Origin of the sequence: Micromonospora sp. NPDC005205, from assembly GCF_040608275.1 — a bacterium.
GTDB lineage: Bacteria > Actinomycetota > Actinomycetes > Mycobacteriales > Micromonosporaceae > Micromonospora.
On the sequence record NZ_JBEXHV010000015.1, the window covers coordinates 100,829 to 121,219 of the forward strand.

The 20,391-nt window shown below is 65.6% G+C and carries 19 protein-coding genes and 1 other RNA gene; 17 read left to right on the top strand and 3 right to left on the bottom strand.

Going from position 1 to position 20,391, the window contains the following annotated elements:
• Positions 1-2 precede the first annotated feature (2 nt).
• The 3 genes from ABZU43_RS24710 to mctP all read left to right on the top strand — a co-directional run bounded on the left by ABZU43_RS24710 (position 3) and on the right by mctP (position 3,223).
• Complete coding sequence (locus ABZU43_RS24710; RefSeq protein WP_355008849.1) at positions 3-1,178, top strand: bifunctional RNase H/acid phosphatase; 1,176 nt, start codon at positions 3-5, stop codon at positions 1,176-1,178.
• A gap of 153 nt (positions 1,179-1,331) precedes the next feature.
• The gene (locus tag ABZU43_RS24715; RefSeq protein ID WP_091409411.1) at positions 1,332-1,574 is read left to right on the top strand and encodes a DUF3311 domain-containing protein; all 243 of its coding nucleotides are present in this window, start codon (positions 1,332-1,334) and stop codon (positions 1,572-1,574) included.
• Positions 1,574-3,223, top strand: coding sequence for a monocarboxylate uptake permease MctP (gene mctP / locus ABZU43_RS24720; protein ID WP_355008850.1), 1,650 nt, complete (start codon positions 1,574-1,576; stop codon positions 3,221-3,223). The genes ABZU43_RS24715 and mctP overlap by 1 nt, the downstream gene beginning before the upstream one ends.
• Before the next feature lie 115 nt (positions 3,224-3,338).
• On the opposite strand, the gene ABZU43_RS24725 is transcribed toward mctP, so the two are convergent.
• Positions 3,339-3,881, bottom strand: coding sequence for a helix-turn-helix domain-containing protein (locus tag ABZU43_RS24725; RefSeq protein WP_355008851.1), 543 nt, complete (start codon positions 3,879-3,881; stop codon positions 3,339-3,341).
• An 86-nt stretch (positions 3,882-3,967) separates the two neighbouring features.
• Between ABZU43_RS24725 and ABZU43_RS24730 the strand changes: the two genes are divergently transcribed.
• Complete coding sequence (locus tag ABZU43_RS24730) at positions 3,968-4,858, top strand: NmrA/HSCARG family protein (RefSeq protein ID WP_355008852.1); 891 nt, start codon at positions 3,968-3,970, stop codon at positions 4,856-4,858.
• A gap of 178 nt (positions 4,859-5,036) precedes the next feature.
• On the opposite strand, the gene ABZU43_RS24735 is transcribed toward ABZU43_RS24730, so the two are convergent.
• Complete coding sequence (locus ABZU43_RS24735; protein ID WP_355008853.1) at positions 5,037-5,498, bottom strand: MarR family transcriptional regulator; 462 nt, start codon at positions 5,496-5,498, stop codon at positions 5,037-5,039.
• A gap of 54 nt (positions 5,499-5,552) precedes the next feature.
• Here ABZU43_RS24735 and ABZU43_RS24740 point away from each other — a divergent pair, with 54 nt between their 5' ends.
• Positions 5,553-6,776, top strand: coding sequence for an MFS transporter (locus tag ABZU43_RS24740; protein WP_355008854.1), 1,224 nt, complete (start codon positions 5,553-5,555; stop codon positions 6,774-6,776).
• A 4-nt stretch (positions 6,777-6,780) separates the two neighbouring features.
• Here the strand turns inward: ABZU43_RS24740 and ABZU43_RS24745 are convergent, their stop codons facing one another.
• Positions 6,781-7,542, bottom strand: a complete 762-nt coding sequence (locus tag ABZU43_RS24745; protein ID WP_355008855.1) for a sulfite exporter TauE/SafE family protein — start codon at positions 7,540-7,542, stop codon at positions 6,781-6,783.
• A 92-nt stretch (positions 7,543-7,634) separates the two neighbouring features.
• Here ABZU43_RS24745 and ABZU43_RS24750 point away from each other — a divergent pair, with 92 nt between their 5' ends.
• From ABZU43_RS24750 to ABZU43_RS24805, 12 genes are all read left to right on the top strand, one after another.
• Positions 7,635-7,919, top strand: a complete 285-nt coding sequence (locus ABZU43_RS24750) for a hypothetical protein (protein ID WP_355008856.1) — start codon at positions 7,635-7,637, stop codon at positions 7,917-7,919.
• Positions 7,916-8,302: a hypothetical protein gene (locus tag ABZU43_RS24755; RefSeq protein ID WP_355008857.1), complete on the top strand. Its 387-nt coding sequence runs from the start codon at positions 7,916-7,918 to the stop codon at positions 8,300-8,302. Before ABZU43_RS24750 ends, ABZU43_RS24755 begins: the two co-directional genes overlap by 4 nt.
• A 151-nt stretch (positions 8,303-8,453) precedes the next feature.
• An RNA gene (gene rnpB, locus ABZU43_RS24760) (RNase P RNA component class A) lies at positions 8,454-8,869 on the top strand.
• Between the two features lie 178 nt (positions 8,870-9,047).
• On the top strand, positions 9,048-9,368 hold the full coding sequence (locus ABZU43_RS24765) for a tyrosine-type recombinase/integrase (RefSeq protein WP_355008895.1): 321 nt from the start codon (positions 9,048-9,050) through the stop codon (positions 9,366-9,368).
• Between the two features lie 997 nt (positions 9,369-10,365).
• Entirely contained in the window at positions 10,366-12,501 is a 2,136-nt protein-coding gene (locus ABZU43_RS24770; protein ID WP_355008858.1) for a tetratricopeptide repeat protein, read from the top strand.
• Positions 12,502-12,862: 361 nt separating this feature from the next.
• The gene (locus ABZU43_RS24775; protein WP_355008859.1) at positions 12,863-13,699 is read left to right on the top strand and encodes a hypothetical protein; all 837 of its coding nucleotides are present in this window, start codon (positions 12,863-12,865) and stop codon (positions 13,697-13,699) included.
• A 152-nt stretch (positions 13,700-13,851) separates the two neighbouring features.
• Complete coding sequence (locus ABZU43_RS24780) at positions 13,852-14,430, top strand: DUF3883 domain-containing protein (protein WP_355008896.1); 579 nt, start codon at positions 13,852-13,854, stop codon at positions 14,428-14,430.
• Positions 14,431-14,710: 280 nt separating this feature from the next.
• Positions 14,711-15,223, top strand: coding sequence for a tyrosine-type recombinase/integrase (locus ABZU43_RS24785; RefSeq protein WP_355008897.1), 513 nt, complete (start codon positions 14,711-14,713; stop codon positions 15,221-15,223).
• 147 nt (positions 15,224-15,370) lie between these two features.
• Positions 15,371-15,838: a DUF4265 domain-containing protein gene (locus ABZU43_RS24790; RefSeq protein WP_355008860.1), complete on the top strand. Its 468-nt coding sequence runs from the start codon at positions 15,371-15,373 to the stop codon at positions 15,836-15,838.
• A gap of 927 nt (positions 15,839-16,765) precedes the next feature.
• Positions 16,766-18,442 carry a DUF6119 family protein gene (locus ABZU43_RS24795; protein WP_355008861.1) on the top strand — a complete coding sequence of 559 codons (1,677 nt, stop codon included), beginning with the start codon at positions 16,766-16,768 and terminating at the stop codon, positions 18,440-18,442.
• A gap of 36 nt (positions 18,443-18,478) precedes the next feature.
• Entirely contained in the window at positions 18,479-19,228 is a 750-nt protein-coding gene (locus ABZU43_RS24800; RefSeq protein WP_355008862.1) for a tyrosine-type recombinase/integrase, read from the top strand.
• 126 nt (positions 19,229-19,354) lie between these two features.
• Positions 19,355-20,347, top strand: coding sequence for an HNH endonuclease (locus ABZU43_RS24805; protein WP_355008863.1), 993 nt, complete (start codon positions 19,355-19,357; stop codon positions 20,345-20,347).
• Positions 20,348-20,391: the final 44 nt, after the last annotated feature.

The following is a 20,391-nucleotide window of genomic DNA, read 5'->3' on the forward strand; positions in this document are numbered from 1 at the left end:
TCGTGGCGCCGCGCGTGGTCTCCATGGAGGCCGACGGTGGGTCCCGGGGCAACCCCGGCCCCGCCGGCTACGGCGCTGTGGTCCGCGACCCGGAGACCGGCGAGGTGCTCGCCGAGCGCTCCGAGTCGCTCGGCACGGCCACCAACAACGTCGCCGAGTACCAGGGCCTGATCGCCGGCTTGACCGCCGCCGCCGAGCTGGGCGCCGCCGAGGTGGACGTCCGGATGGACTCCAAGCTGGTGGTCGAGCAGATGTGCGGCCGGTGGCAGATCAAGCACCCCGGCCTGCGGCCCCTCGCCGCCCAGGCAGCCGCGCTGGTGGGCCGGTTCAGCGCGGTCCGGTTCAGCTGGATTCCGCGCGAGCAGAACCGGCACGCCGACGCCCTCGCCAACGCCGCCATGGACGCCGCCGCAGGTCGTCCGTCGGCGACCGCGGCCCCCGGCCGTCCCGAGACGACGCCGGCCGCCGGCCAGCCCTCGACGACGCCCGCCGCCCCGATCGTCGGCAGCGACCCGGCGACCGCGCCGGCCTCCTGGGAGCCACGGCCGACCTTCACCGCCACCCGGCTCATCCTGGTCCGGCACGGCGAGACCCCGTACACCGAGCAGGGGCGTTACTCCGGGCGCGGCGATGTGCCGCTCTCCGAGCGTGGCCGGGCCCAGGTGCAGGCGACGGCCGCCCGGGTGGCCGAGCTGGCCCCGTCCGTCGCGGCTGTGCTCAGCTCACCGTTGTCCCGGTGTACGGCCACCGCGGCGTCGATCGCCGGGGCGCTCGGTGACGTGCCGGTCCGCACCGAGGACGACCTGATCGAGTGCGACTTCGGCCAGTGGGAGGGGCGCACCTTCGCCGAGGTGCGCCAGCAGTGGCCGGGGGAGATGGACGCCTGGCTCGCCTCACCCCGGATCGCGCCGCCGGGCGGGGAGTCGTTCATCCAGGTCGCCGAACGCGCGCACCGCGTCATCAGCGGGCTGCTCACCGCGTACCCCGGTGAGACGGTGGTGGTCGTCTCGCACGTCTCGCCGATCAAGCTGGTGCTGCGTGACGCCCTCGCCGCCGGCGACGGCTTCCTGCACCGGCTCTTCCTGGACGCGGCCGGCATCTCGGTGTTCGACATGTGGCCGGACGGCGGCGTGGCGGTGCGCACTGTCAACGACACCGCCCACCTCGCGGCCCTCTGAGCCGGTAACCCTTCGGCTGGTGGCCTGCGCCGTTCGGCGCAGGCCACCAGCCGTTCGGCGCAGCACCTTCTAAACGGGTCACGTGACGCCCATCACAAAGTCATAGCCTCCGGCCGTTGCATCGAAAGCCACGACTCCCCGGAGGTGTGTCAGATGGCTGCACCCGAACCGGAGGCGCCGCCCACGGCGCCGACCAGGGCAAAGGACCACAGCCCCTGGAACTGGTTGCTCTTCATCCCCATCGTGGTGCCGCTGATCCCGGCGTTCTTCAATGGCGACTCGCCCCGGGTCTTCGGCTTCCCGCGCTTCTACTGGCTGCAACTGGCCTTCATCCTGCTCGGCGTCGGCACCACCACGTTGGTCTACCAGATGACGAAGAAGCGGGGAGGCCGCTGATGTGGCGCGACCATCTCACCGAGATCATCGTCTTCTCCCTGCTGTTCCTCCTGGTCAGTGTGATGGGCTTCGTGGCGGCCCGGTGGCGGGCACCGAAGGACATGGCGCACCTGGACGAGTGGGGGCTGGGCGGGCGCAGCTTCGGCGGCTGGATCACCTGGTTCCTGGTCGGTGGTGACCTCTACACCGCGTACACCTTCGTGGCGGTGCCGGCGTTGATGTTCGGTGCCGGCGCGGCCGGGTTCTTCGCCGTGCCGTACACCATCGTCATCTACCCGCTGGTCTTCCTGGTGCTGGTGCGGCTCTGGTCGGTGTCGCACCGGCACGGGTTCGTCACGCCGGCCGATTTCGTCCGCAACCGGTTCGACTCGCCGGTGCTGGCGCTGCTGATCGCGATCACCGGCATCGTGGCCACCATGCCGTACATCGCGTTGCAGCTGATCGGCATCGAGGCGGTGCTCAAGACGATGGGCGTCACCGGCGACAACGCGCTGGCCCGACACCTGCCGATCATCATCGCGTTCGCCATCCTGGCCGCCTACACGTACCAGTCGGGGTTGCGCGCGCCCGCGTTGATCGCGTTCGTCAAGGACAGCCTGATCTACATCGTGATCCTGGTGGCGGTCATCTACCTGCCGTACAAGCTGGGCGGCTGGGGTGACATCTTCGCCGCCGCGGACGCGAAGTTCGACGCCTCGCCCAACCCGAACGACGGCATCCTGCTCAACGGCAACAACCAGCTTCAGTACGTGACGCTGGCGCTCGGCTCGGCGTTGGCGCTCTTCCTCTACCCGCACAGCATCACCGGTGTGCTGGCCAGCCGGAACCGCGACGTGATCAAGCGGAACATGTCGGCGCTGCCCGCGTACAGCCTGCTGCTCGGGTTGATCGCGCTGCTCGGCTACATGGCCATCGCGGCCGGCGTGAAGCCACTGCCCGGCAGTTCGGCCGGCTCGGTGGACAACAACACGGTCGTGCCGTTGCTGTTCGACCAGCAGTTCCCGGACTGGTTCGCCGGTGTCGCGTACGCGGCGATCGGCATCGGTGCGCTGGTGCCCGCGGCGATCATGTCGATCGCGGCGGCGAACCTGTTCACCCGCAACATCTACAAGGAGTACCTGAAGCGGGACGCCTCCCCGGCCCAGGAGGCGAACGTCTCGAAGATCACCTCGCTGGTGGTCAAGGTCGGCGCGGTGGCCTGCATCGTCTTCCTCGACCCGCAGTTCTCCATCGACCTCCAACTGATCGGTGGCGTGATCATCCTGCAGACGCTGCCGGCGGTGGCGCTGGGCCTCTACACCCGTTGGTTCCACCGCACCGGCCTGATCGTCGGCTGGGTGGCCGGCATGGGGCTGGGCATGTGGATGCTCTACCAGGTGGCCAGCCCGACCCGAAAGCACTTCGGCGGCTCCGCGTTCCCGCTGTCGGAGTTCGGTTTCGACACCACCAAGACGATCTACGTCGGCATCGTGGCGGTGGCGGTCAACCTGGCCGTGGCGGCGCTGGTGACGCTGGCACTGCGGGCTGCGAAGGTCGAGGAAGGAGTCGACGGCACCGAGCCGGACGACTACTTCGCCGACGAGGGCGACCCCCGCGTAACCCCGGGCACCGAACGCGACGCCGACCCAACCCGAGAACCAGTCGCCTAACCCCGGGCCCCGGCCCTTCCGCGTCGATCATGGAGTTGTGGTGCCTGGTTGATGACTGTTCACGGCAGTCGTCCCCCACCACAACTCCATGATCGACGGAGTTTGCGGCGGACAGCTACGGTCGGCCGGCTGACCCGATGCCCCTGAGGGCGAGGGTCAGCAGTTGTTCCGCCTTGGGCGCGCCCATCGGTTGCGCCGCTAGTGAGATGCCGTTGGCGAGGATCATCAGGTCGGCCATGGTGACGTCGGGCCGTACCGAACCCTCGTCGATGGCTCGGCCTAGCAGCGGTTCACCGGCGGAGACGAGCATCGCGCCGCAGGCATCGGTCTCCTCGGGGGGCTCGTTCAGGAGGGATTCCGCGAGGCCGCGGGTTGTCGTGGCGTACGCGGTGACCTCGTGCAGCCAGGTCGTCAGCCCGTCGAGGGCGTCCGGCGCGGCGAGCAGATCTCCGGCACGCGCCGCCAGGTTGCGGACGCACCCGCGGAAGACCGCCTGAAGCAGCGACCACCGGGTGGGGAAGTGCCGGTGCAGGGTCGCCGAACCGACCCCGGCGGATCGCGCGATCTCCTCCAGCGAGGCGTACGCGCCGTCGCGGGCGATCGCCTCGGAGGCCGCCGTGACGACGAGGTCGTAGTTGCGCTGCGCGTCCGCTCTCATGGCCCGCCTTGCAGAAATGGGGTGGTCCCCCGTATCGTAGCCGACTGAAAGTGGGGGATCACCCCACTTGTTTCTCAGGAGGCATCGTGGCTGTTCTCGTCATCGGCGCGACGGGTAAGCAGGGCGGGGCTACGGCCCGAGCCCTGCTCGACAAGGGCGTCCCGGTCCGTGCCCTGGTCCGCGATCCCGGCGCCGACAGCGCCCAGGCTCTGCGGGACCGGGGTGCCGAACTGGTCACCGGCGACCTGGACGACGCGGAGTCGCTGTTCGCCGCGGCCGACGGCATGGATGGCCTCTTCTCCATCCCGTACCCCGACGTGACGGACATGCAGGGCGACGCCGAGGTGACCCGCGGCCGCAACGTCGTCGAGGCGGCGCGCCGGGCCGGTGTGTCGCACGTCGTGCACAGCAGCGTCTCGGGTGCCGGCGACTACCACCGCAACCAGCCCGGATGGGCCGAGGGCCGGTGGGACCGCCACTACTGGGAGAGCAAGGCGGCCATCGACGAGATGGTGCGCTCTGCTGGCTTCGCGCACTGGACCATCCTGAAGCCCTCGACCTTCATGGAGAACCTGGTCGGCTGGTCCTACCTCTTCGGGGACTGGTCCAGCGGCACGATCATCACCGGCTTCGCCGCTGACACGCGGATGCCGTGGATCGCCGTCGACGACATCGGTGAGGCTGCGGCGATCGCGTTCACGAACCCGGGGAAGCTCGACGGCCAGGACGTCGAACTCGCTGGCGACCTGCTCACCATGACCGAGGTCGCGGCCACCCTGAGCGAGGTCACCGGCCGGGGGATCACCGCTCCCGTGCTCACCCCGCAGGAAGCCGTTGAGCGCGGCCTGCTGCCCGCCATGGTCAAAGCGGTCGAGCAGATCAACGAGAACGGGAGCCCGGCCCGTCCGGAGATGACCCGCGCCCTCGGCCTGCCCGCCACCGACTTCCGCACGTGGGCGCGGCGAACGTTCGCCTGAGAACCGGTCGGGCCGGCTCGGCGGGTTCACCGCCAAGATCGTGCTCGATCATTGTTGTAGTGGTGTCAGGCCGCGCGGCAGGCCACTACAACATGGATCCTGCGCGATCTTGGTTGTAGAAGAGCTTCTCGGGCGGCCCGACCGGCGCGGTGAGCCAGACGACGAGACCGCCGCGCGCTCAGCGGCGGCGGTTGCGATCCACCAGGGCCTGGTTGAGGCGGCCCAGCAGCCGTGCCAGGGTCTCCCGGTCATCGGTGGTCCAGTCGGCGAGCATGTCCCCATAGAGCCGGGTGCGGGCGGCCTGGACGGCCGCCATCCGTTGCAGACCGGTCGAGGTGGGGGAGATGACAGTGCCGCGGCCGTCGGACGGGTCCGGGGTACGGGTGATCAGGCCGTCGCGCTGAAGCGCGGACACCTGTCGGGTGACCGTCGAGCCGTCCAGGTTGAGCCGGGCGGCGAGCGCCGAGACGTTCTGCGGGCCGGCGTCGGCCAGGTGGCGCAGGATGACGTACGCCGCGCGGTCCAGCACCCGGTGCTCGGCGGTGCCGGTGGCCCGCCGGGTGGCCTCGCCGAAGCGCATCAGCAGGGCCACCTCGGTCTCGATCTGGCCGAGGGTGCTCTCGTCAGTGTCGTCGCTCATAGCTGTATCACACAGAATAAATACCTGTACGATACAGCTATCTGAGGAGTCGGAGTGGATCGGCGTTCCGAACCGAACCGCAGTGCCATCTACGCCACCACGCTGGTGGCCTTCCTCGCCATCGCCGGCATCGCCGTCGTCGACCCGATCCTGCCCGCCATCGGCGAGGCGATCGGCGTCACCGCCTGGCAGGTCGAGCTGCTGTTCACCGCGTACATCGCGGTCATGGCCCTTGGCATGATCCCGGCGACGCTGGCCAGCGGCCGCTTCGGCTTCAAGCCGGTGCTCATCACCGGCGTCTCCGTGGTCGGCCTCGCCGCGATCCTCGCCTCGTTCAGCGACAACATCGTCCAGCTCTCCGTGCTGCGCGGCGTCTGGGGGCTGGGCAACGCGATGTTCTTCGCCACCGCCATGGTGGTGCTGGTCAACCTGGCCGTCGACAGGGAATGGGTGGTGGGCCTGTTCGAGACGGCGCTGGGCCTCGGCTTCGCCGTCGGACCGCTGATCGGCGGCCTGCTCGGCGAGGTCAGCTGGCGGCTGCCGTTCTTCGTCTGCGGCGTCTTCATGGTCCTCGCCCTCGGCGTGGCCTCCCGCAAACTCCGCGAGCCCACCAACCGGCAGGCCCCGGTACGCGTCGGCCAGATCTTCGCCACCTACCGCCGCCCGGCGTTCATCGCCCTCTGCGTGGTCACCGCCGCGTACAACTTCGTGTTCTTCGTCGTGCTCGGCTACACGCCGCTCTTCCTCGGCCTGGACGTCATCCCGCTGGGGCTCGCCTTCACCGGCTGGGGTCTTGGCCTGGCCGCCGGCATCATGGTGACCGGTCACCGGCTGGCCCACCGCATCGGCGCGGTACAGACCGTCGGCGTGGCCATCGCCGGGCTGCTGGTCTGCATGGTCCTCTTCGCCACCTCCACCAGCACCGCCGAGGCGCTCGTGGTGCTGGTGCTCGCCGGACTCTGCATGGGCCTGGCCAACGCCAACCTCACCGACCTGGCGCTCGGCCTCGGCTCCAGCGACCGGCGCGTCGCCACCGGCGCGTTCAACCTGGTCCGCTGGGGCGCCGCCGCGCCGGCACCGATCATCTCCGGCAAGCTCGCCGAGCAGTCGCTGGCGCTGCCGTTCTGGGTCGGCTTCGGGGTGCTCGCCGTCGGCGTGCTGGTCTACCTGGCCTTCGCGCACCTGATGGCCGCCGGCTACGGCGAGCGGGTGCTCTGGTCCCGCTGGAACCGCGCCGCCGCCGACACCGAACACGAGCCCGTCGGCGAGACCTACTGACGCGTCAGTGCAGGGCGCGCCAGAGCAGGTAGAGGCCGATCGTCGTACCGAACACCACGATCACCGTCTTGAGCACCACCGGCGGCAGCCGGCGGACGAGCCGGGCGCCCGCGTACCCCCCAATGAGGGTGGCGGGCGCGACCACCGCGACCGCCGCCCAGTTCAACGGGCCGAACACTGCGAACACCACGAGCGTCGTCAACCCCACCACCGCGGAGAGCAGATTCTTGATGGCGCTCACCCGGGCCAGGGTCGCGTCCAGCACCAGGGCCAGCCCGGCCACCAGCATCACCCCGAGCGCCGCACCGAAGTACCCGCCGTACACCGCGCCGAGCGCGACCATCGTCTGCACCGCGACCGTCCGTCGGCGTGGCGACAGGTCCCGGGGGTGACCGACCAGCCGGCGCAGCGGGTCCTGGAAGGCCAGGACCGCTGTCGCGCCGAGAACCAGGAAGGGTACGACCAGCTCGAACGCGCGGGCCGGAGTGGCCAACAGCAGCAACGCCCCGACGATCGTGCCCACGATGGTGGTAGGAACGAGCGTGGCCAGCGCCCGGGGACGCGGCAGATCCTGCCGGCTGCCCGCCACACTGGCCAGGTAGCCGGGGAAGACCGCAACGGAGTTGCTGACGTTCGCCGGCACCGGGGGCAACCCGATCGCGATCATCGCCGGGAAGGTGATCAACGATCCGCCACCGGCCACCGCGTTGACAGTGCCAGCGGCGAGACCGGCGGCGAGCAGCAGCGCGGCGTGGGAGAGATCCATAGCCCCACGAGGCTAGTACGCGCGCCGAACCCGTCGTGAGCTGGCCGGCGAGGCGGAACAGGCCAGCGGTATACCGGTCGTATACTCCGGTCGTGGATACCACGATCAAAGTCGACACCGAGGTACGTGACCGCTTGGCGCTCCTGGCGAACGAACGTGGAACGACGATGCGGGACCTCGTCGCCCAGCTCACCCAGGCGGTACTCACCGCCGACGAACTGCGCGACCGCGCGGCGCGCGCAGAGCAGTACGTCCGGCTCAAGATCGCTTCTGACCTCACCGCCGACGACCTCACCCGGGGCGAGGACGTCTGGGCGGCCGTCGAGGCTGGCAATGTCCCGGAATCTCTAGCCGAAGATGGCCGGCGGGCGGCGTGACCGAGGCTGCGGTCATCCTCGACCACACGGCGCTGCTCGCGCTCGGTGCCGGCAACCCGGCGCTCTCGGGGCTCGTGGTCACCGCACACAGGGACGCGAGGCGGCACGTCCACGTGCCGGCACTCTGCCTTGCCGCGGCCACCTCCGCCCGCCCGGCCCTGGGAGAGCACATCGGTGCCCTACCAGCGCTGGAGGTCGTCGAGCTGGGCTACGCGACCGCTCTGTTGGTGGGGCGTCTGCTACGTCAAGGTGTGGACTGGCAGCTAGCCCATGCCGCCGCGCTGGGACGTCCCGACGCCGAGTGGCCCACCGGGCGTCCGGTCCTCACCGAGTTGCCGAAGGCGTACGCCGGAACCGGTGTCGTGACAATCAGCGTGAACTGACTGCTCGCTACCCAACGTCCGTCCTCACGGCGCGCTGCCCAGCGGGCCGGGTCTGTCGAAGGCCCGACTGCGGGGCAGGTCTGCGCGGGCACCCGCCTGCGGGGCGGCAATAGGCGCGCCGGCGGCGTCGTTAGGATGAGAGCGCGACGGACGAGTCGACCGGGCGGCCGCGTCGGCGGGCTTCGGCCCGCCGCCGAGGAACGTCCGGACTCCACAGGGCAGGGTGGTTGTTAACGGCAACCCGGGGCGACCCGCGGGACAGTGCCACAGAAAACAGACCGCCGACCCCAACGGGGACGGTAAGGGTGAAACGGTGGGGTAAGAGCCCACCAGCACCCCGGGTGACCGGGGTGGCTTGGTAAACCCCACCCGGAGCAAGGCCAAGCAAGGGCCGTCACCGCAAGATGACGACCCGGCGCAGACGCTTGAGGGCTGCCCGCCCGATGTCTGCGGGTAGGCCGCTGGAGCCTGCCGGCAACGGCAGGCCGAGATGGATGGCCGCCGCCGGCGCAAACCCCTCGGGGTACGCGCCGCGCACAGAATCCGGCGTACAGGTCGACTCGTCCGTCGCCCACCAGCTCAGGGACCTGATCAAGGCTCTGAGCTGGTTCCATGTTCGGGTGTCGATGGTCGTTCATGGTCAACATCGGGCGCCGTTTGACGCCCTGACGACGCCCTGACGCCCTGGAGACGCCCTGAGTCTTGGGTCAGTAGCCGCCAACTCGGCGCGGCGCATCGCCTTGTCCTGACGGTCGTTCGATGGCTTGGCGGGGCTTCTGCGCGGCGGGGTGCGATCAACCGGCGCACCTTCGATAACAAGAGTTGGCGTCCCGCCGTGGTGGCGGCCGGCATCACACCGACCCGGGCCACCGGGATGCACGCGCTACGGCACTTCTACGCCTCGTCGCTGCTCGACGCGAGGGAGAGCATCAAGGCACTCGCGTCGTACCTCGGGCACGCCGATCCTGGGTTCACGCTCCGGGTCTACACGCACCTGATGCCGGCCAGTGAGGAACGCACGCGGCGTGCAATCGATTATCTCTTCGGCTTGTCCGACTTTTCCTGACGTTTCGGACGACCCTAGGTCGGGTGATTAAACCACTGACCCCGCTCGCTAGTGGATGGATACCCAGGGGTGCGATCAGTGATGATGGGTTAATGACTTCTCGACGCTGGGTGATCTTTGGCATGGGTCTGGTGCTGTTGGGCGCGGGGCTCTCGTGGCTCATCAGCTACTTCATGAGTCAAGGGCTGGAGCGGGCGTCCTGGTGGGCAACGATCATCAGTCTGTTCGTCTCAGCGGCGGGCCTGATCGCTGCTGTGCTGGCGTGGCGCCGTCCGGTTGGACTCTCCGCTGCCGGTGCTGAGCGAACAGGTGCTGTGGCAGGGGTGAGGGAGGAGGCGGGCACTGTTGCTAATCGGCCCACTCCTTCGGGGAGTGTGACGGCTTCCGGGCCCGGCTCGGTGGGATGGGCCGTCGGAAGCACGGTAATTTCGGGTGATCACAATGTGATGGAGCGTTCACGGGATGACCATTCGTGATTAGCTCTCGGCCGCCTAGCCCCTCGTCCGTTAGTGACCTCGACGTGTCGGGTGCTGGGGCCGTCGGTGTCGCGATCAACAGCACGGTGATTACCGGTGACGGCAATGTCATCCTGCGAATCGACGGACAGATGTTTAGTCAGGTACCAGTCCCTGACAGCGCCGCCGGAGTTGAGCGGTTGCTGTTCGAGTCCGTGGCGGGACCGGACTCGGCGCTGGTGGGCTCTTGGTTACGCCCGGATGCGGGGGTAATCGAGCCGGAACCGCGCCCACAGGTCGAGACGCTTGTGGACTGGTGTTCCTCGGGGCGCGGCCCCCTAGTGCGGCTGCTGGTCGGGGCAGGCGGTCAGGGAAAAACGCACCTAGCGGGACAGGTGTGCGCCAGGCTACGGGGGAACGGCTGGCTGGCAGGATTCGTACGCCTGCCCTCGTCGAACTGGCGCGCGGCACGGCTGGCCGACTTAGCCGACGGTGGGGCGAAGGGACAACGGGCGCTTCGCGAGTTGCGGCGGGTTCCGGAGTTGATCGCTGCGGTGGAGGCAGCGGCGCAGCTTCAGGTGCCGACCCTGATAGTCGTCGACTACGCGGAGAACGTCGGCCCAGTGGTGGCGGAGTTGCTGGATACCATTGCAGAGTGTGATGCGGGGAAATCGGTCCGCTTGCTGTTGCTGGCTCGAACGGATGCAGACTGGTTCCGCGAGCTGGCAGTCGATCATCGACTTCATGATTGGGTGCATCCGACGCCGATGCGTCTGGGTGCCCTGTCAGAAGCCTGGGATGGTGAACGCATCGGACACGCTTGGGCCACCTCGATCGACCTCTTCACAGAACGTGCTCGGCAACACGGTTTTGCCGTCCCAGGCAGAGTTGCGGCCGTGCCGCCAGCGCGGTTCGCCACTACATTGGACCTTTACGCGACGGCGTTGGTGGCGGTGTTAGATGCTGCCAACGGATCCGAGCATGTTGATCCAGTCGATGGAGACGCTCTGGCAGGCGTGTTGCGGCATGAGCATCGTCAAGTCTCAGTCGCACTACGAGCGGCGGGCCTGCATCTGAATGAGGTGCAGCAGGCTTGGGCATTGTCGGCCGTAACGCTGACCGTTCCGGCTACGCAGGCCGAGGCGGTTGATATCGTGAGCCGGATATTCGCGCTAATCGAAATTGGCCAGCCACAGCAACGTAGATTGGTGGAGGTGCTGTGTCGTTTGTATCCGGACGGTTCCCGTGAGCGGGTGTGGCAGGCGCCAAAGCCGGACCGTCTTGCCGACATTAACCTGTTGGAATTGGCGATGCGGACGCCGAGTCAGCGGCAGTGGCTAAATGAGCTGATTGCAGTCTGCGGCGGTGATGACGCGGGAGCAGCAGGATATGCGACCGAAGTGCTGCATCGATGTTTGTCCACACCAGACCCGGCTGAAATGCGCCGTGAAGGTTTGGCGTTAGTGCGGAGCGGGCTCGCCGGATTGCTCGACCATTGCCCAGGGGTGTATGTGTCGGCGTTGGTGGTGGTGGATCCTGCCGGCTTCGAGTCAGAGATCGTGGATGTGGTTTCCGGTAGCCGCGGTGGCGTGGGGCTGACAGTCGCTCAGGTGCGTGAGTTGGATGCACTGCTTCATCTATTGGGGTTTGCCACGACTCGGACCGGTGTTGCCGTAGCGGTTTCACAGCGGCTGGTAGAGGCGACCCGCGTTGCTGATGGGAATGAACCTGAGCTGCTGGATCGGTATGCGGTTGAGTTGACCAATCTGTCGATCAGGTTAGCGGAAATTGGTCGACGCCATGATGGTTTGGCTGCAGTCGAAGAAGCGGTCGCAGTCTACTGGGAATTGGTTGAGGTTGAGCCCGGAACCTACCTGCCCAAACTTGCAGCCTCACTGACCAATATGTCAGTTGACCTAGCGGCGGTGGGTCGGTATGAGGAGGGTTTGACGGCGGCTGAGAAGGCCGTGGCTGTTCGTAGGCTATTGGTGGAGGTCGACCAAGCCGTCCATGTTCCTAGCCTGGCCTCGTCGTTGAACAACTTGGCAATCTGCCTCGATGGATTGGGTCGGGGGGATGAAAGTTGGGCTGCCGTTGACGAGGCGACTGCGATCCTTCGGGAGTTGGCTGAGGTTGACCCAGTCAGCTATCTTCCTGATCTCGCGAAGTCTTTAACTAATTTATCCATTGGACTCGGCCTGATGGGCCGGCATGATGAGCGTGTGGCCGCGGCTGTGGAAGCTGTTGCAATTCGTCGGAAGCTGGCTGAGGCGAACCGTGCTGCCCACCTTCCTAGCCTAGCGAAGGCGTTGCATAACCTGGCAGTCGGCCTTTATAGCGCGGATCGACCGGTCGAGGGATTAGCTGTAGCTGTGGAGTCTGCTGCCGTCCATCGCGAATTGATCGAGGCAGGACGCGCCGTTTATCTGCCAAACTTCGGAGCGTCATTAAACACTTTAGCGGTGTCCATGTGCGTAGTGGGCCGGTTGGAGGAGGGGCTGGCTGTGGCTGAGGAGGCCATTGCGGTACACCGCGAGTTGGTTGAGGCAAATCCGGCTGCCTATCTTCCTGTCCTCGTGCAGCTACTAAACCTCTTGTCAAATATTTTGAATAGGCTAGATCGAGCAGGCGAGGCTAGGGTGGCCAAGCGCGAGGCTGACCGGCTCTCTGCGTTGTAGTCCATTTCTCACCGGAGCAAGCATGAACTTGACCCGCATTGGCATTAGACCCGGCCGGATACCCCGGACGCCCTGGCGACGCCCTGCGGTACCTCCTGGCTGACGGAGCGCCTGGCCAGAGCCGGTGTCACGTTCATAATCCGGCGTACAGGTCGACTCGTCCGTCGCCCTCCACGTCGCAGAGCCTCGGTCATGCCCCTGAACTGGTCGTTTATCTGGTGCCGTTGGTTGACCTTGGTCATCGTTGGGTGGCGTTTGACGGCCTGGCCGCGGCCTGGGACGGCCTGGAGACGGCCTGGCTCGTGGCGGTTCCCGTCGCTGTCGTACATCGCTGGCAGTCTGTAAGGCGTGCGGATGACCGATGACGACGGGCGTGCTCAACGCGGAGTTTGCCGTCGAGCTGGACGGCCCGGGACTTGCGGTGGTTTTGGAGAGTGCCGGCGGGACGAGTTCGACCGGCCCTTCGCGCAACTCCGACTACATCCCGTCCCTTGAGCTGATTCTCGCCCGACTCCAGACGCTGGGTGCCGTGCTGGTTTCGGGCGTGGTCGATTCCCGTAAGACCGAGCACCTGCCCGAGTCCGAACGCACGGTTCTCGACAGACCGCTCAGACTCTCTGTCGTCGACGATCTGGCGGCGCTGCGGTTACAGCTCACGAGCCGGCAAGGTCGCATCGGGCAGGCACCGAACGCGCCCAAGGCGGGGAACAACCGAAAGCGGCTCCGGCTGCGAGTTGAGGTTCCCGGATACGGTCCAACGGACGCTTTGCGGCTGGCCACCGAGATTGCTCGTCCCATCGCGGCCCCTGCCTCGTTAGAGTCCGCCACCGAGTTGCCGGCCCAGCGGCGCTCCGGGGAGCCCGGCTCGGTACGGCTCAATGAATGGTGGCAGGACGATCCGGCCGAGTGCTATTGGCTGGAGATCACCGACCGGAATGACATCGGCGCGAACGTGCAGGCTCTTCAGCGCGACGGCAGCGGCCGGGAAAACTGGTCGTACGCCCTGGTGACGCGCTTCGGCCGGGAGACATCGTCCTGCACTGGCACAAGACGCAGCACCAGGTGCCCGCCATCGTCGGCTACTCCCGAGCCGTCGACGGTCCCTTTAACGACGAGTTGGTTTGGCAGGCCCGAGGCACGTATGGCCAGAGCCGACCCACCAACCCGCTGCCGCAGCCGTCCTGGCGGTACGAGCTGACCGGCTACACCCAGCTGCCCACGCCGGTGGACCAGTCTGCCTTTCAACGGGCAGAGACGGCCCTCAAGGAGATCAAGCAGGGGCTCGACGAGACGTATCCGGCCCCGTTGTACTACCCGTTCGCGTTCTACGCGAATCGCCCGGTACGAGTCATGCAGGCGTACCTGGTCAAGTTCCCCGCGGCCATCCTTGACGCGATCCCGGAACTAGCCGCCATCCCACGAAGCCGTGCGCCACAACCGGTCCGGCCCACACCCCAGCCGCGCAGCAGCCCCCAGCGGAAGGCCCGTTCCAGCGGCTCGGGGTTCATCGCGGACCCTGTACTGAAGGTGGCCTTGGAACGGCACGCCGTAGAGCGAGCCGCGGCCCTGTATCCGGACTACGAGGTTGCCGACGTCGGCGCGACACGGTCGTACGACCTGCAAGCTGTCAAAGGTGCCGAGGAGATCCACATCGAGGTCAAGGGATCGTCCGGCACCGCGGAGAACGTCCAGCTGACCAAGGGCGAGGTGGACCACGCCCGCGAAGAAGCTGCCACCCACCTCGTTGTCGTCGACCAGATCGAGTGGACGCGCCTTCCCAACGGCGAGATCCAGACCAGCGGCGGGCGGATACGACACTGGACCTCCTGGACGCCACACGACGACGACCTCAAAGCGACGCACTACCGCTACAGCCTTCCCGGCGGCGGCGTGGAGCTGGCTGATCCGCTCGCAGGCGCACAGGGCTGATCGCCACGGCCAGGGCTTGGGGGAGCCGAGGGCAAGCCAGTCCTGGGTTTGGACTGGCGCGGCAGCCGGAAGCTCCAACCCGTCTGCCAGGCCGACTTCACCGGCTTCCGTTGCGGCCACCGCGGCCGGTCATGCCAGGTGTCCGATGTGCTGCGGGGCGGTGTCCCGGCGGTTATCGGTGGCTCACCGCCCCGGCGCCGGAGGCGGCCGGGGCGGCTTGCCGCCGGCCGGGCTTGCCGTCCCCGCACCGCGCGAAGCGTGGTGCCTTGACTTGGGCTGGGTGCACATCGTCCGGCAGGTCAAGGTGGTTCGCTCCCGGCTGGTCTTCGGCCTCCCTAAGAACGACCGGGACCGCCGTGTACCGCTGCCCGACTCGGTAGTCCAGTCGCTTAAGGAGCACGCCGAGAGGTACGACCCGCTGTCGATCACCCTGCCCTGCGAGGACCCGTACAGCGACGAGCGGGTGAAGGTGCCGCTGCTGTTCACCACCACCCGCCGGGGTGCGATCAAGCGGGCCACCTTCGACGACAAGAGCTGGCGTCCGGCGGTGAGGGCGGCCGGCATCGTCCCGACCCGGGCGACCGGGATGCACGCGCTGCGCCACCTCTACGCCTCGGCGTTGCTCGACGCGGGGGAGAGCATCAAGGCCCTCGCCTCTTACCTCGGGCACTCCGACCCCGGCTTCACGCTCCGGGTCTATACCCACCTGATGCCAGCCATCGAGGATCGCACCCGCCGCGCCATCGACGATCTTTTCGGGTCTGCTGTTCGGATCCCGGGATCGAGCCTGTGACACAGCCGTAGTGGAGGACCGAACTCGTCCGTGGAGTTCGTGTCGTGGCTGCCCAATCCGGTGTCCTCGTCATCTCGACGGGTGACGCCGCGTGCTTAGGGTGTTCGTTGGTAGAACGCTGATCGATCACCGAGAAGGAGGAAGTTGATGACCAACCTGCCGGACGGGTGGGTGCAGGTGTGGTTTCTCATGCCGCCTGGCAGCAATGCGACGAGCATAGGGATGGGCGCGGAACTGGTGGCGCCGGATCGGGTACGGCTACCGAGGGCGCCTTGGGCCGCTTTGGATGCCGCGATGCACGACATTTTTCGTGTTGAGCGCGACCACGACGGCCAGTGGTGGGTCAAGGAAAAGGTCTTGGCCTCGGGCTACTGCGCGATCCGCATCTGGGCCCCTGATGACAACGATCTTGAAAGCTTCGAGGACGTTGTCCTTGCTGACTTCGCCCCGCTGCAGGTGAGCGGGGCTGGCATGTTCGGACTTGTCGTCCTCGATGTTCCACCGACGGCGGATCTGCCACGGGTGCGGTGGCTTCTACGCGAGGGCGAATGCGCTGGCCGATGGACCGTCGATGAGCTGTGTGTCACCGCAGCGTGGCAGGCAGCCGCACCGTAACCACTTGTTCGCCTGGGAATCGGCTATGAATCGGTGACCACGGTGCCGGCTGTCGCCGCTGGCGCGTGGCCTCGTCGGTCAACTGGTCTACGACTCCCCGGCGGCCTGGCGACGGCCTACAGCGATTATCGCTAGGTTCCGTCCCTGGTCACCAGGGGTTCGGTGATCTTAATCCGGCGTACAGGTCGACTCGTCCGTCGCCTACCAGGTCAAAGACCTGACCATGGCCCTGAGCTGCTTATATGTCCGGGCGTCGATGGTTGTTCTTGGTCAACTTTGGCCGGCGTTTGACGCCCTGAGGACGCCCTGAGTCCTCGGTCAGTAGCCTCCAGCTCGGCGCTGCGTATCGCCTCTTCATGGCGGCCCTCGGTGGCTTGACGGGGGCCTTTGCGTGGTGCCGCCGGCTGTCGTGAATGCCCCCGGGCACGTATTGGCGGCGGATGCTTCTGGCGAGGCTCGGAGATGCGGCGGCAAGCCAGTCCCGGGGTTGGACTGGCGCGGCAGCCGGAAGCTCCATCCACCCAATCAGGCCGCTCCGTCGGCTTCCGCAACGGCCTCTTGGGATTGGTTCCTCCGGTCGGCGGGGCGGCTTGCCGCCGGCCGGGCTTGCCGCCCCGCACCGCGCGGGAGCGCGGTTCCTCGATCTATGACAGAGCTATTCGGCAATTACCCGACCAGAAACATCTGACTAGGGCGGACCTCTGACCGGGTGGAAGCCTTCTCGGCGGGCTTTTGCTGCCTCAGCATCGCTTCTGCTCATGAACCCTTGAAGTACCGTCAATGGTTCCGTCATTGATCCGACTGAAGGGCGATCGCTGTCGTTATTGAATCTGTAGAATCCCGCAGGAGTCTTCAAAGCGACCATCGCGGATATTCTGATTACGACTGGCATGTCGGCCTGGCCTGTTTCTAGTCCTTGGAGGAGATGTGGATCTAGTTCTCTTCAAGCTGCGTGATGATCTCGAAGAGGGAGACTGGGGTCTGCGGGCTGTGGTCGACGAGGAGTATCAAGACGTGCCCGTTAAGGAAATAGCCGGCCTGGAGATTTGGCTGCACGTTAAAACTTCCAAGGTCAATGTGCCGAAGTGGCAGAAGGATCTGATGCTTTTGGCTCTCGATCAGGCTGCGGAGGGAATAATTGGGCTCAAGAATCAGAGCACGGGCGCAATTGTCCGCATAGAGCGGGGCGGGCATCGCTTCTTGCTCGTCTACGGCACGGGTCGTCATGCGGTCGATTCGAGTTCAATTGAGGCCGGATTTGGCCTGAGGGTGGCGGCAAACGTGATCGATCCCGAGGCACTCAAAGGTGTAGACACTCGGGCGATTGTAGGTTCCGGGCGGAGTCAAGTCATCTCTATGCCATCGGCCGGATCCCTGCACCGGCTTGGTATCGAGCCGACTTCTGATCTTGTCCGTTATCTAGAGGGCAAGCCGCCAGAAGAGATTGGGACAGGGATCGCTGGGGGAGATTCCCTGCGGCTCACGATGAAGTCTTTCAGCTATAGGTCATTGCCAGAGAAGCTCGACGAAGTTATTGCTGCGTATGATTCGCGCGAGTATAAAGCAAAATTCCCATTTTTGGATTACTTTACTCGTGTTCCCCGCACGAGAGGCGACCTTCACTCGAAACTCAAAGCAAGAGTGGATGGGATGCTTTTGTCGGGCGGCGAGGGCGTTGACTTTATGAACCCCGATTCGGATCGGCTGGCCAGCCCTGATCGCATTGTTCTTAAATGGCGTCGGAAGTCTCACCTAGTTCAAGGCGAAATAGGCAAGGATGCCGTCCTGGAGATTGTTTCCCAGTGGGGTGTTCCTGATCCGATGGAGTCGCTTAAAGTCCTCGCCAATTATGAGGGCGTCGAAAACCCTATCCGGACTTCGCTCATGCCGTATGTCGTGACAGAGGTTGAGTTAGGTGAAGGGATTTACGCGCCCTGCGCTGGCGCTTGGTATCGCATCGACCGGGACCATCTCACGGATCTTCAGGAGCGCATCGACCGGATTCCTGACCTGACTGATGAGTTGTCGCTGCGGTCGTGGTCCGTTGGGCAGGAGGATGAAGGTGACTACAATCTTGATGCGTTGGCAGGCGGTATTGAACATGTAGTCTTGGATAAGTCACTCTTTTACAGCAGGGGCGGGAGAAACCTAAAGGTAGAAATTTGCGATCTGCTCACACGGCGTAAAGAGATGATCTGCGTAAAGAAGATGCCCCGTTCGTCCCCTACTCTTTCTCATCTATTTGCACAGGGCTCCGTTTCGGCCCGGCTCTTTAGGGACAATGCGCGCTACCGAGACGTCGTTCTCCAGAGCCTCGGTCAACTGGTGGAAGCTCCTCGCGTGGGCGATCTAGGAGAATGGAAAATTGTTTTTGCAATAGCTACTGACAAGCCAGGAAGGCTTGCGAAATCATTGTTCTTCTTTAGTAAGGTGAATCTTGACCTTGCTGAACGTGCTATTCGTGGGGCCGGTTTAGGCATCGCGCTTGCGAAAATCGATCTCGTTAATCCTGCGACTGTCCCGTCCTCTCGTCGGGCTTCGCAAGAAGCGAGGGTGGCACGTGGTCGCGGTAGCGATAGCAACGAAAGTCCGCGTCTGTTTTGAGATCCGAGTGACTCGATTTGCATCTCATCCGATGGGATGCGGCATTCCGACGCTGGGATGGTCGGCAAGCTGGCCCCGGCGACCCGGGCCGTCGTCTTCGCCCACCTACGGACCATCCTGGGCGCGGCCGTCGATGACGAGCGCATCGCCAAGAACCCGTGCTCGGCAAAGTCGGTCAAGCCGCCGCCACCGGTTCAGCGTCGGGTGGTGCCCTGGCGGTACGACCAGGTTTCGGCAATCCGCGGTGGCCTTGCCCAGCGGTACCGCGCGATGGTTGACCTGGGTGCCGGCTGCGGGCTGCGCCAGGGAGAGATCCTGGGGCTGGGTGTCGACGACCTCGATCTCGACGCGGGATGGGTGCACGTCTCGCGTCAGGTCAAGCTCGTTCGCTCCCGGCTCGTCTTCGGCCTGCCCAAGAATGACCGAGACCGCCTGGTGCCGCTGCCCGACTCGGTCGCCCGGGTGCTGCGGCAGCACATGAAGGAATGCGACCCGGTGACGCTCACCCTGCCGTGGGAGATCCCGGCCGACGACGAGCGGGTTACTGTGCCGCTGCTGTTCACCACTACGCGGCGAGGTGCGATCAACCGGCGCACCTTCGACAAGAAGAGTTGGCGACCCGCCGTGCTGGCGGCCGGCATTGAGCCGACCCGGGCCACCGGGATGCACGCGCTACGCCACTTCTACGCCTCGTCGCTGCTCGACGGGGGGAGAGCATCAAGGCGCTCGCGTCGTACCTCGGTCACGCTGACCCCGGCTTCACGCTCCGGGTCTACACGCATCTGATGCCAGCCAGCGAGGAACGCAAGCGCAACGCGATCGACGACCTGCTCCTAGCCGCTCGGGGTGAAGAAGATCAAGGCACCTCAGCTCGACCACCGGACTGTCAGGGCTCTCTTGTAACCTCCGCCTATGTCTCGCCGCAAGAAGAAGAGAGCCTCTCAGAAGCCTGGGGAAAATGGTGTTGCGATTTATCACGACATGCGCGTCGAAGAGAACTTCGAACGTTGTGCGCAACGCCTGGTGGAAATGGTTGCATCTGCTGCTCGAACTCACCCACGCAAAGAGCGTTACCTGTACCTTGACGTTCAAGGGCATCGAAACGATGTGGGTGGTTGGGATCGAGATGCATACGAAATCATGGGAAATTTCCTGCTCACCTACCTGATGCCTTACCTCACAAAGGCGTTCACTCCCCTTGGCGCTTGTAGAAATCCTCGCAGGCAGCGAGACGATATTCCTGGCCTCGTGCAGATCGCTGATCCTGACGAGCTTCCAGATCAGTTACTAGATCTGGCAAAAAGGGTTAGAGGCGAAAAGCAAGACAGTCGTCGCTCTAGGCCCTCCCTAGCGGCGATCGCTGACTATCTTGGCGTAGATGAGGTTGCCTGCATCGTCTGCTGGTCAACGCCGGTCCATCGGGCTCACGCGGTACCGGACTCCTTGGGTGGTTCGAACGACGTGCGGAACTTCGCGCCCCTTTGCGAGCTTCATCATCGCCAAGCGCCGGACGTAATCGATGCGGAATCATTCTGGCGTTGGATTGACTATGCGCGTGCGAAAGGAGAGCGTGAGCGTGTAGCTAGGATGCGCGAGATGGCTCCTGCGCTGATTCCTGATCCCGGGCCTCGGACAGACGCTCCGGCGGGCACGTTCTTTGGTCAGGTCAAGGGTGAGCTGATCGAACTTTACGGCTGGGTGGAAGGCGACTTCGAGGGGCTTGCGTGGAGTCGGGTGCTCGATGATTTCTATGTCGTTCTAGAGCAGGCGACCGGTAAGCACTTCGGCGTTGATCGCAAGGTCTCGACGTACGCGTGGGCCTATAACGTGGCCAAAAAGCGGGTGGAGTTGAGGGGCCTTGCCGGTAGGGCTTCCTCCACGCCGGACGCCCTGACGACGCCCTGAGCGGGCAACTGGCAAACGAAGCATCTGCTCAGGGTACGTGCCGC

Bases quoted from the DNA above. Each gene is read 5' to 3' on its own strand.
- ABZU43_RS24715 (WP_091409411.1), top strand. From the start codon at position 1,332: ATGGCTGCACCCGAACCGGAGGCGCCGCCCACGGCGCCGACCAGGGCA.
- mctP (WP_355008850.1), top strand. From the start codon at position 1,574: ATGTGGCGCGACCATCTCACCGAGATCATCGTCTTCTCCCTGCTGTTC.
- ABZU43_RS24725 (WP_355008851.1), bottom strand. From the start codon at position 3,881: ATGAGAGCGGACGCGCAGCGCAACTACGACCTCGTCGTCACGGCGGCC.
- ABZU43_RS24735 (WP_355008853.1), bottom strand. From the start codon at position 5,498: ATGAGCGACGACACTGACGAGAGCACCCTCGGCCAGATCGAGACCGAG.
- ABZU43_RS24745 (WP_355008855.1), bottom strand. From the start codon at position 7,542: ATGGATCTCTCCCACGCCGCGCTGCTGCTCGCCGCCGGTCTCGCCGCT.
- ABZU43_RS24775 (WP_355008859.1), top strand. From the start codon at position 12,863: ATGACGACGGGCGTGCTCAACGCGGAGTTTGCCGTCGAGCTGGACGGC.
- ABZU43_RS24780 (WP_355008896.1), top strand. From the start codon at position 13,852: ATGCAGGCGTACCTGGTCAAGTTCCCCGCGGCCATCCTTGACGCGATC.
- ABZU43_RS24790 (WP_355008860.1), top strand. From the start codon at position 15,371: ATGACCAACCTGCCGGACGGGTGGGTGCAGGTGTGGTTTCTCATGCCG.
- ABZU43_RS24800 (WP_355008862.1), top strand. From the start codon at position 18,479: ATGCGGCATTCCGACGCTGGGATGGTCGGCAAGCTGGCCCCGGCGACC.
- ABZU43_RS24805 (WP_355008863.1), top strand. From the start codon at position 19,355: ATGTCTCGCCGCAAGAAGAAGAGAGCCTCTCAGAAGCCTGGGGAAAAT.